Source organism: Sideroxyarcus sp. TK5, assembly GCF_054601595.1.
Map to the genome: position 1 here is coordinate 404,627 of NZ_BAAHSJ010000003.1, position 11,286 is coordinate 415,912.

At 61.9% G+C, this 11,286-nt stretch carries 9 protein-coding genes and 3 tRNA genes; all 12 read left to right on the forward strand.

All coding sequences use genetic code 11. From position 1 onward, the window contains the following. The first annotated feature begins 40 nt into the window (after nt 1-40). On the forward strand, nt 41-838 hold the full coding sequence (gene folE2 / locus ACYPYQ_RS07840; RefSeq protein ID WP_459722424.1) for a GTP cyclohydrolase FolE2: 798 nt from the start codon (nt 41-43) through the stop codon (nt 836-838). Between the two features lie 2 nt (nt 839-840). Next, nucleotides 841-1,557: a type 1 glutamine amidotransferase gene (locus tag ACYPYQ_RS07845; RefSeq protein WP_459722427.1), complete on the forward strand. Its 717-nt coding sequence runs from the start codon at nt 841-843 to the stop codon at nt 1,555-1,557. A gap of 8 nt (nt 1,558-1,565) precedes the next feature. Continuing rightward, nucleotides 1,566-1,889 carry a ferredoxin FdxA gene (fdxA, locus tag ACYPYQ_RS07850; RefSeq protein WP_459722431.1) on the forward strand — a complete coding sequence of 108 codons (324 nt, stop codon included), beginning with the start codon at nt 1,566-1,568 and terminating at the stop codon, nt 1,887-1,889. After that, entirely contained in the window at nt 1,886-4,435 is a 2,550-nt protein-coding gene (locus tag ACYPYQ_RS07855) for a PD-(D/E)XK nuclease family protein (RefSeq protein ID WP_459722433.1), read from the forward strand. Before fdxA ends, ACYPYQ_RS07855 begins: the two co-directional genes overlap by 4 nt. Beyond that, nucleotides 4,432-7,695: a UvrD-helicase domain-containing protein gene (locus tag ACYPYQ_RS07860; RefSeq protein WP_459722437.1), complete on the forward strand. Its 3,264-nt coding sequence runs from the start codon at nt 4,432-4,434 to the stop codon at nt 7,693-7,695. Before ACYPYQ_RS07855 ends, ACYPYQ_RS07860 begins: the two co-directional genes overlap by 4 nt. 7 nt (nt 7,696-7,702) lie before the next feature. Further along, a complete protein-coding gene (locus tag ACYPYQ_RS07865) occupies nt 7,703-7,930 on the forward strand; it encodes a (2Fe-2S)-binding protein (protein WP_459722440.1) in 228 nt (75 codons plus the stop codon). Between the two features lie 126 nt (nt 7,931-8,056). Continuing rightward, entirely contained in the window at nt 8,057-8,731 is a 675-nt protein-coding gene (radC, locus tag ACYPYQ_RS07870; protein ID WP_459722443.1) for a RadC family protein, read from the forward strand. Nucleotides 8,732-8,766: 35 nt separating this feature from the next. Continuing rightward, nucleotides 8,767-10,263, forward strand: a complete 1,497-nt coding sequence (locus tag ACYPYQ_RS07875; protein WP_459722446.1) for a protein kinase domain-containing protein — start codon at nt 8,767-8,769, stop codon at nt 10,261-10,263. A 104-nt stretch (nt 10,264-10,367) separates the two neighbouring features. Then, a tRNA-Tyr gene (locus tag ACYPYQ_RS07880) sits at nt 10,368-10,453 on the forward strand. A 49-nt stretch (nt 10,454-10,502) separates the two neighbouring features. Next, a tRNA-Gly gene (locus ACYPYQ_RS07885) sits at nt 10,503-10,576 on the forward strand. 12 nt (nt 10,577-10,588) lie between these two features. Next, nucleotides 10,589-10,663 (forward strand) — tRNA-Thr (locus ACYPYQ_RS07890). A 50-nt stretch (nt 10,664-10,713) separates the two neighbouring features. Further along, on the forward strand, nt 10,714-11,286 hold a 573-nt coding region (locus ACYPYQ_RS07895; protein ID WP_459722450.1), incomplete at its 3' end, for a GTP-binding protein.

Below are 11,286 nucleotides of genomic sequence, written 5' to 3' on the forward strand. Positions count from 1 at the left end.
TCTATAATCGGCCCTCGGCCACAACGCAAAGGTTACGACCATGAACGCACCCGCGCCCATTCCAGACGTGCAGAGCAGTGCGGATACCCGCCAGCTCGCCATCAACAAGGTCGGTATCAAGAGTATCCGCCATCCCATCGTCGTCAGCGACAAGAGCGAAGGCGTGCAGCACACCATCGCCACATTCAATATGTATGTGCGTCTGCCGCATAACTTCAAGGGCACGCATATGTCGCGCTTCGTGCAGATCCTCAACCAGCATGGTCGTGAGATATCTGTCGAGTCGTTCGAGAGCATCCTGCGCGAGATGGTGGAGAAGCTGGAAGCCAAGTCCGGCTATATCGAGATGAGCTTCCCCTATTTCGTGAACAAGACTGCGCCCGTCTCGGGCGTGCAGAGCCTGCTCGATTACGACGTCACCTTCACCGGCGAGATCATCGACGGCGAATACCGCTTCACCATGAAGGTGCTGGTGCCGGTCACCAGCCTGTGCCCCTGTTCCAAGGAGATCTCCGAACGCGGCGCGCACAACCAGCGCTCGCATGTCACGCTTACCGTGCGCACCAAGGGCGCGGTGTGGATCGAGGATGTGGTGCGTATCGCCGAGGAGCAGGCGTCCAGCGAGCTGTACGGCCTGCTCAAGCGCCCGGACGAGAAGTTCGTCACCGAGCGCGCCTACGATAATCCCAAGTTCGTCGAGGACATGGTGCGCGACGTGGCGGCGGCATTGAATGCAGACGACCGTATCGAAGCCTACATCGTCGAGTCCGAGAACTTCGAGTCCATTCATAACCATTCCGCTTACGCGCTGATCGAGCGCGACAAGACGCAGGGCTGATCTTGAAGCCGGTCGCCGTATTCCGTCATTCCGCGAATGAAGGGCCGGGGCATGTCGCACTGTTCCTGAGCCAGCACGCCATCCCCTGGCAGATGTTCCATATCGATCAGGGTGAGGCAGTTCCGGAAAACGCAGACGACTTCAGCGGACTGGTGTTCATGGGGGGCGTGATGAGTGTGAACGACGAACTGCCATGGATCCCGCGTTCCCTGAGTCTGATCCGCGATGCCGTCGCCAAGGACATTCCGGTATTGGGTCACTGCCTCGGTGGGCAGCTCATGTCCAAGGCGCTGGGCGGTGTGGTGACGAAGAATCCGGTGAAGGAACTGGGCTGGGGCGCAGTCCGCGTGGCCGACAACGACGTTGCCCGGCAATGGTTCGGCGACATCGAACAGTTCGACTCATTCCACTGGCACGGCGAGACCTTCTCGCTGCCGCCCGGTGCGGTGCACCTGCTTTCCAGCACGTTCTGTACCAATCAGGCTTTTGCCATCGGCAAACATCTGGGCATGCAATGCCATGTCGAGATGACCGAACACATGATCGAAGACTGGTGCCGGGCCGGTGCGCAGGAGATAGAGGACAACCGGCACAGCCCGGCCGTGCAGGACGCTGCCACCATGCAGGTGCAGATGTACGACAAGCTGCCGCAGCTGAACCGGGTTGCCGAACGACTTTACCAGCACTGGATGCACGGCATCGCCCCGCGCGCGAGTTAGAATGCGGCATGACCTACGTCGTCGCCGAAAACTGCATCCGCTGCAAATACACCGACTGTGTGGAAGTGTGCCCGGTCGACTGTTTCCGTGAGGGCGAGAACTTCCTCGTCATCGATCCAGAAGAGTGCATAGACTGCTCGCTGTGCGTGCCGGAATGTCCGGCAGGCGCAATCTATGCTGCAGACGACCTGCCCGCGGATCAGCAGCAGTTCCTCGTCTTGAATGCAGAGTTGGCCAGGCAGTGGCCGTCCATCACGGTGAAGAAAGACGCCCCGCCTGATGCCGATGACTGGCTGCAGGTCAAAGACAAACTCCACTTGCTGAAGAAGTGAGTAAGGCCAGCGCACTCTTCGATCGCGTCGCCCAGCGCATTCTGGCTGCACATCCCGCACCCGATCTGCGCGGCATCACCGTCATCCTCCCCAACATGCACGCCGCGCAGCCGCTGGCGCAGGCCTTGATGCGCCGTGCGCAAGTGGCGGCCATCCTCCTGCCGCAGATGGTCACGCTGAACGAATGGGCGCAAAGCGTGCCGCTGGCCGCACCCGTCGTCAGCGATAGCCAGCGCAGTGCCATGCTCTACCAGCAACTACGCAAGCTGCAATGGTTCGAGCATGCCGACCTGTGGAGCATGACGCAGGAGCTGCTCAAACTGTTCGATGAGCTGACGCATGCGCTGCACGCCTTGCCGGATGATGCGGATACTTTCGCTGCCGCCGTGCAACAGGCTTATCAGGCCAGGCAGAACACCACGCTGCAACTGGAAGCGCGGCTGGTTTTCGAGCTGTGGCATGCCATGCAGAGCGGTGAAGAGCTGGATGCCGCGCGCGCCTACCAGATGCGACTCGGCATGCTGGCACAGCAGGCAGACCGTCCCTTGTATGTGTTGCGCACTTCGGAATGGGATACGCTGGAGCAGCGCTTCCTCGAAGCATATGAACAACGCGCGCTGGTGAAGGTGTTCGATGCACGCGAGATGGATGTGACTGGCCATACACCGCAGTTCTTCGCCGCCACCTCGCTCGAACAGGAAGCCCGCGCCGCCGCCATGCAGGTGCGCCGCTGGCTGGCCGACGGAAAACGCGACATCGCCATCGTCGCGCAGGACCGTGTCACGGCACGTCGCACACGCGCGCTGCTGGAGCGGGCCGAGATCCTGGTGGCGGACGAGACGGGCTGGACCTTCGCCACGCTGTCGGTGAGCACCGTGCTTGACCGCTGGTTGACCGCGCTGCAAAGCGACTTCTACCATCACGACCTGCTCGATCTGCTCAAGTCGCCTTTCATCTTCGCCGACATGACGGCGGGTGAGCGCAAGGCGGCGGTGTATCAGCTGGAACAACTGCTGCGCAAACAGGGCGTGGTCGCCGGGCTGGAAAGATACGTCGCGCTTACCGAACAAGAGATCGCGCTGCATCAGCTGCTGGCCCGCCTGCGCCAGGCTGCGGCGCTGCTGGCGCAGAACAGGAAGCAGACGCTGGCGGAATGGCTGGCGGCCTTGCAGCAAAGCTTGAATGTGCTGGGCATAGACGCTGGTTTGCAGCAGGACGATGCTGGACAGCAGTTGCTGCGCGCGCTGGAAACATGGCGGCAGGAATTGCACGGTGATGCAGGCCGCTACCGTTTCGACGAATGGCGGCGCTGGCTGGCGCAGCAATTGGATACCGAGACCTTTCGCGACAGCAGTATCGACAGCCCGGTGCGCTTCACCCACCTGGCCGCGACACGCTGGCGCAGCTTCGATGCGGTGCTGTTGCTCGGTTGCGATGCGGCGCATCTGCCCAGCGCGGGAGACGGCGGGCGTTGGTTCAACGATGCGGTGCGTGCCACGCTCGGCCTGCCGACACGCGCGTTCCATGCCGTGCGTCAGCACGACGACCTGCGTGCGCTTCTGGCCATGAACGACGAAGTGCTGGTCACCTGGCAGAAGGAACAGAACGGCGAGGCGCGTTTGCTCAGTCCGTTCCTGCAGATGTTGCGTGATGCGCATCTGCAAGTGCACGGTGATGATCTGAGCGAGCACGACTTGCATGCCTATCTGGTCGCGGAAGGAATGCAGCAAGTCGAGTTGGCGCAGTCGGCGCAGCCCGTGCCTGCCATTTCGCAGGACAGTGTGCCGACCAGTATCTCCATCAGCGGTTACAACGCGCTGGTCGCCTGCCCCTACCAATACTATGCGCGCCACATCCTGAAGCTGAACGAACTGGATGAAGTGCAGGAGGCTATCGAGAAGCGCGACTACGGTGAGCGCGTACACGGCATCCTGCAGCGTTTCCACGAGCAGTATCCACTGGTGATACAAGGCGATCTGACCGAGATGGAAGCTGCCCTGCGGCGTATCAGCGAAGAAGTGTTCGCCGATCTGCTGGCGCAGGATTTCGCCGCGCGCGCCTGGCTGGCGCGCTGGGTTATATCCCTGCCTGCCTATCTGGATTGGCAGATCAAACGCGAGGCTGAGGGCTGGCGTTATGCGGGATCCGAGCAGGCCTTCGACTGGCCGCTGGACGGCATCCGCCTGCGCGGCCGTATCGACCGGCTGGATGTGCGCGGTGAAGAGAAGCTGGTGCTGGACTACAAGACGCAGAGCGACCAGTTGCTGCGCAACAAATTGAAAGAGCCAGGCGAGGATGTGCAACTCGCCTGCTACGCCTACGCGCATGAGGCAGCGGACGCGGCATTCGTCAGTATCGAGAGTGGCAAGGTTAGGCAGGTCGCACCGCAAGAGGATGTGCCATTGCTGGCACAGCTGAATGCCGAACGGCTGGAGCAGGTGATGGCTGAGATACGCGGCGGGGCGGGGCTGCCCGCTAACGGCATCGATGTGGTGTGTGCTTATTGCGAAGTGCGCGGCGTGTGTCGCAAGGGGGAGTGGGTATGAGCAATCACATCGCTCTCGATCCCACCCGCAGCGTCGTGGTCGAAGCCTGCGCCGGCAGCGGCAAGACCTGGCTGCTGGTGTCGCGCATCGTGCGCTTGCTGCTGGATGGCGCGCAGCCTTCACAGATCCTCGCGATCACCTTCACGCGCAAAGCCGCGCAGGAGATGCAGGCGCGGCTGCAATTGTGGCTGCGCGACCTGGCGCTGGGCGACGAGGCTTTCGTGCGCCAGTTCTTCGCCGAACGAGGCATCTCCGAATTGAGCGATGAGCAGTTGTTGCGTGCGCGCAGCCTGTACCAGGAGACCTTGCTGGCGCAACCCGCCATCACCCTCAGTACCTTTCATGGCTGGTTCATGCAGGTGATGCAGCGCGCGCCGCTGAACGCAGGAGTGATGCAGGGCATGAGCCTGCTGGAACGGGCCGGGGCCGAGCAGGAAGAGGCGTGGGAAGAATTGCTGGAGCAGATGCGCAAGCAGCCGGAGGGCGATGGAGCGCGGCATATGCAATGGCTGTTCGAGGCACATGGCCTGTTCAACACGCGCAAGCTGCTGTTCAACTTCCTCGCCAAGCGAGCAGAGTGGTGGGCGTATACACAAGGCGAGCAAGATGCGCTGACCTTTGCGCTGGAGAATCTGCGCAACGATCTGGCGGTGGATATGGATTTCGACCCGGTCGCCGACTGGGGCATGTGCGGCAACAGCGAGGAGGTGTATTTCGCCTTCGTGCGCCAACTGGCGAACAACGGCACCGACACGCAGGCGAAGAAAGCCAGCGAACTGGAGCAGGCGTGGACGGACAGCGCACCCGAGGCGCGCTTCGATGCCGTATCTCCCTTGCTGTTCACGCAGGCGGACGAGCCGCGCAGTTTCAAGCCGACCAGGAAGCAGGATGCCGAGGCCTACTTGGTCACGCGCGATGCACTGTTCGCCAGCCTGCAGGAAGTGCGCGACACGCTGGCCGAGCAGCAGGCCTGGCGTCTGAACGAAGCCGTGCTGCATTGCGGCGTCGCCTTCCTCGAGCGCTATCAGGCGCTCAAGGCGCAGAAGCAGCAGATGGACTTCTCCGATCTGGAATGGCAGTTGTGCCGCCTGCTGCAACAGAGCGAACATGCCGAGACCATGCAGTACAAGCTCGACAGCCGCTACCGTCATGTGTTGCTGGACGAGTTCCAGGACACCAACCCGCTGCAATGGCAGATCATGCGCGCCTGGTTCGACGCCTCGGTGGCGGTCGAATCGCAGCCGACCGTGTTCGTGGTGGGCGATCCCAAGCAGTCCATCTATCGCTTCCGCCGTGCCGATGCACGCCTGTTCGGCGTGGCGCGCGAATATCTGCAACAGCATTTCCGCGCCGAGACTTTGGGCAACAGTCTCACGCGCCGCAATTCGCCGGCCGTGGTCGATGCGGTGAACGCGGTGTTCCGCGATCAGCCTGAAGGCTTCGAGTTCGTCGAGCATCAGACGCATCAAACTGAATTGCCGGGCCATGTGCTGGTGCTGCCGCTGGCGGAAGCCGAATACGGGGAAGAAGAAGTCTCCGAAGATGTGCGACTCGTGTTGCGCGATCCGCTCACCACGCCGCGCGCCGAAGCAAGCGAAGGCGCGCGTCACATGGAAGCCGCGCAATTCGCCGCGCAGTTGCAAACCATCGTCAGCGAGTGGTCGGTGAGCGATGCAGGTGAGAATCGCCGCGCCGCCTATGGCGACATCATGGTGCTGGTACGCAGCCGTACCCACCTTGCCATCTACGAAGAAGCCCTGCGTGCGAAACATATCCCCTTCATCAGCTCGCGGCGCGGTGGCCTGCTCGACACGCTGGAAGCGGAAGACATACAGGCACTGCTGCTGTTCCTCATCACGCCATTCGCCGACTTGGCGCTGGCACAGGTGCTGCGCACGCCGATCTTCGGGTGCAGCGATGCGGACTTGCTTCAGTTGTCAGGATTCAGGATTCAGGATCCAGATGGTGCGGCGGCATCCCCTGAATCACGATTCCGGAACCCAGAATCCTCTTCATGGTGGCAACGCCTGCAACACCTGCCCGAACCGTCACCCGCGCTGCAACGTGCCGCCGAACTGCTGCAACGCTGGCTCACTCTCGCCGACAAGTTGCCGGTGCACGACTTGCTCGATCGCATCTATTTCGAGGGTGATGTGATCGCGCGATACAGCGCCGTGCTGCCGGCCGAGATGCGCGCCAAGGTGACGGCCAACCTGCATGCCTTCATGGAGATCGCGTTGAGCGTGGATGCCGGTCGCTATCCCAGCCTGCCGCGCTTTCTGCAGGAGTTGCGCGAACTGCGCGACAGCGCGGACGATGCGCCGGATGAAGGCAAGCTCGGTGCGTCGGGCGATGCAGTGCGCATCTACACCGTGCACGAATCGAAAGGGCTGGAAGCGCCCATCGTCTGGCTGCTGGATGCGAACGCCGAGAGGCTGAACCGCGACGGCAGCGATGTGCTGCTGGATTGGCCGACCCACGAAGCGCAGCCGCTGCACTTCTCGCTCTATGCCGATCAGGCTTCGCGCGGCAAGAGACGCGCGCCCTTGTTCGAGCAGGATGCCGCCGAACAGGCGCGCGAAGAGATGAATCTGCTCTACGTCGCCATGACCCGTGCGCAGCAGGCGCTCGTCATCAGCGGCAGTCAGGGTGCGCGCGAGGCGAAGCAGCTCACGTGGTATGGGCGTATCGCTGCAGTGACAGGCGAGCAACCAAACCCGTTGCAGGCGGCGTCCCCTCTTCCGCGGGTGGGAGAGGAGCGTGGAAGTGGTGCGCCGCAAGCGAAGCTGCCTGCCATTTTCCCCGCCGGCAAGCGCGTCGCGCGCAACTCGACCGCGCAGCAGCGCGGCATCTGGCTGCACGCCTTGTTGCAGCACTTGACGGAGGGGGTGGGAGACCGGGTCGTGCTGCAGCAAAGGTTGGCCATACCGGAGGCTGAGATGGATGCCCTCTGGCAGCAAGCCCAAGCCCTGCTTTCCGCACCGCAACTCGCACCTTTTTTCGATGCTAAGCAATACCGCGCCGCCTGCAACGAGATGCCCTACGTCAACGCAATGGGTGAGCTGAAACGCATCGACCGCCTGGTCGAATTCGACCACGAGGTCTGGGTGCTGGATTACAAGCTGGGTGATCCGGGCGACGCCGCACGCTATCGTGCGCAGATGTCGGAATACCGCGCTGCGATGCAGGCGGTATATGCGGGGATGCCGGTCAGATGTGCTCTGCTGTTTGCGGGTGGTGTCCTGAGTGAGCTGGAGTGAAGCCCGGATGGATGGACAGACAGACAGCCCTGAAGATGAAGTCATGTGCCATTGCAGTGGCACGAGGCGGGAATACATCCGTCATCTGCACGGGCAAGGCATGGATGTGGAGGCCATCTCCAGATGGACAGGCGCGTTGTCCGGTTGCGGTGGCTGCGAGTGGGATATCGCGGATTTTCTGAAGGAACTCGACGCACGACGGCAGGGGGGCATTCAGCAGACCTCTCCGGATTGAGGGGCTGGCCGAAGTCCATTTTCATATCCGTGGCGTTTATTGTGCCCAGGCTCTAGAATAGTCTCAATGTCGACATGGGTATTGCCGCGTGGCGCGCGGTGCTGCCGGCTCTGATGGAGGGATGTGATGAGTATCGTGGACTGGCCGGAAGGGGAACGTCCCCGGGAGCGGTTGCTGCAGCGCGGTGCGGCGGCATTGTCCGATGCGGAACTGCTGGCGATATTCCTGCGTGTCGGTGTGCGCGGCAAGAGCGCGGTCGATCTGGCGCGCGAGGTGCTGGCTCATTTCGGCGGGCTTACCCCCATGTTCGCCGCTGACGAGCAGTCGTTCTGCAGGATCAATGGTATGGGGCGTGCCAAATATGTGCAGTTGCAGGCGGTGCTGGAGATGTCGCGGCGCGCACTGAAAGAAGAGGTCCATGCGGGCGATGCCATGAATTCCCCGCAGGCGGTGCGCGACTATCTGCGGCTGATATTGCAGGGGCGTCAGCAGGAGGTGTTCGTGGCGCTGTTCCTCGATGCGCAGCATCGCGTGATCGCGACGGAAGAGCTGTTCCGGGGCACGTTGACGCAAACCAGCGTCTATCCGCGCGAGGTAGTGAAGCGTGCGCTGCACCACAATGCGGCGGCTATGATATTCGCGCATAACCACCCGTCCGGCGTGGCGGAGCCGAGCCAGTCCGACCAGTTGCTGACGGATGCGTTGAAACAGGCGCTGGGGCTGGTGGATGTGCGGGTGCTGGATCATTTTATCGTGGCGGGCGCGGGTTGCCTGTCATTCGCGGAGAAAGGGCTTGTGTGACGGGGGATGAGAACATCGGGGTGCCGGCTTGCAGCGTGCCGACCCATGCCACGGTCGTCAGCATCATCATCCGTGATTTCATCCATCTGACGGAGCGGGTGTCTGCCACGAACCTGGCCAGCCTGATGGCCAGCTATTACGAGAAGGTGGGCGCACAGGTCGAGCAACAGCAGGGTGTGCTGACATCGATCAGCAATCACGGCATGCTGGTGACGTTCTTCTATGCGGCCGGTGCGGATAATCATGCCCGCCGTGCATTACGTTGTGCGCTGGCAGTCGCGCTGATCGCGTATCAGACCCGCTTCCTGATCCGCCAATCGTTCCCCGAGCAGGGGCTGGACCGATTCGGGGTCGGGGTTGGCATACATACCGGCGAGCTGGTTTTCGCCGAATTCAGCCATCAGGCCGTCGGCCAGCGCATCGTTTGCGGGCATGCGGTGTCCATCGCCTCTCTGTTGTCCGTGAAATCCAAAGAGCTGGACTGGAATGTGGTCTGCAGTGAACAGACGCTGGCCGAGGTCGGTGCCGGGATATTGACGCGGCGGCGGGCGACGTTGGGGGCGGACTGGTTGGCTGAACCGGTACAGGTGGCCGAGGTGGTGGTGGTGCGCGAGGGGGAGACGGGCGAAAACCTGGACGCAACGCTGAAGCTGGATCGCGGGGGGCGCTCCGGCATGTACAGGGCGTTCGATCCGGCATTGTTGGGCAATGTGAACGATGAGCCTGGCGATTACCCGAAGGTGCCGGGCTATCGCTGCCTGAAGCCGGTGGGGCGAGGCGGTATGTCCAGCGTGTTCCTGGCGGAACGGTTGAGCGACAAGAAGCAGATGGCGCTCAAGTTCGCCGACGGCAGTGTCTCGGAGGATAGCGAGGTGCTGTATCGCTTCGTCGAGGAATATGGTCTGCTGGAACAGGTGCGCCATCCGAATGTGCTGCAGATATACGATCAGGGGGTGACGGACGACGCGCTGTTCATCGTGATGGAGTACCTGCCGGGCGGGACGCTCAAGCAGCGCATCGGCAAACAGGGGAGTATCGGCGGGGCGGAGGCGTGGCGCGTGTTGCGCGAGATCGTGCAAGCCCTGGTCGAGGTCCATGAGCGGGGCATCATCCACCGCGACATCAAACCCGAGAACATCCTGCTGCGAGAGGACGGCTCGGCGGTGCTGGGTGATTTCGGCGTGGCGAGGCGTATGCACGAGGCGCGAATGGAGGGGCGTCTGGACGCGATCGTTGCGACGCCTTACTTCATGAGCCCGGAACAGGCGCTGGGGGTGGCCGAGGACGACCGTACCGACATATATAGTATGGGGGCGGTGTTCTATAACATGCTGACCGGATGCAAACCGTACGCGGGCGACACGCTGGAGAGCATCGTGCAGCAACACCTGCGGGCAGAAACGCCGAGATTGCAGCCGGAATACCGGCAGTGGCAGCCGCTGCTGGATGGCATGATGGCGAAAGACAAGTCTCGACGCCACACGGCGAAGACATTGATGGCGCTCATGGACTCCTGCCCTGTCCCGGTGTGAGCAAGTGCCGGACGATCGCCCGGCGCCCAGCCGGATTCTTGCCTTATTTCGTATTTTCCCTTTGACATGCCGCGATGTTATATGGATAATCGCGCGCTCTTTTTGGAGGGGTGGCCGAGTGGTTAAAGGCAGCAGACTGTAAATCTGCCCTCTTATGAGTACGATGGTTCGAATCCGTCCCCCTCCACCAGATTGAAGTGCAGTTTGCTGTTGTATTAAGTGGGCTGGTGTCGGGTTTTGCGGGTGTAGCTCAATGGTAGAGCAGAAGCCTTCCAAGCTTATGACGAGGGTTCGATTCCCTTCACCCGCTCCAGTTTATTAGCAGGCCCATGTGGCTCAGTGGTAGAGCACTCCCTTGGTAAGGGAGAGGTCGCGGGTCCGATTCCCGCCATGGGCACCAGATTTTGGATTTTTGGTTCTTTTCGTTAATTGGGTTGATGGGGGATTATCATGGCAAAGAGCAAATTTGAACGTACCAAACCGCACGTGAACGTCGGCACGATCGGCCACGTTGACCACGGCAAGACCACACTGACAGCGGCGATCACGACGGTTCTGTCGCGCAAGTTCGGCGGCGAAGCCAAGGGATACGACCAGATCGACGCGGCCCCGGAAGAGAAGGCACGCGGCATCACCATCAACACCGCACACGTCGAGTACGAGACCGCCACCCGTCACTATGCGCACGTTGACTGCCCGGGCCACGCCGACTACGTCAAGAACATGATCACCGGTGCCGCCCAGATGGACGGCGCGATCCTGGTCGTGTCCGCAGCCGACGGTCCCATGCCCCAGACCCGCGAGCACATCCTGCTGGCACGTCAGGTCGGCGTACCGTACATCATCGTGTTCATGAACAAATGCGACATGGTCGACGACGCAGAACTGCTGGAGCTGGTCGAGATGGAGATTCGCGAACTGCTCTCCAAGTACGACTTCCCCGGCGACGACACCCCCATCATCCACGGCAGCGCCAAACTGGCGGTCGAAGGTGATGCAGGTGAACTGGGCGAAGGCGCCATC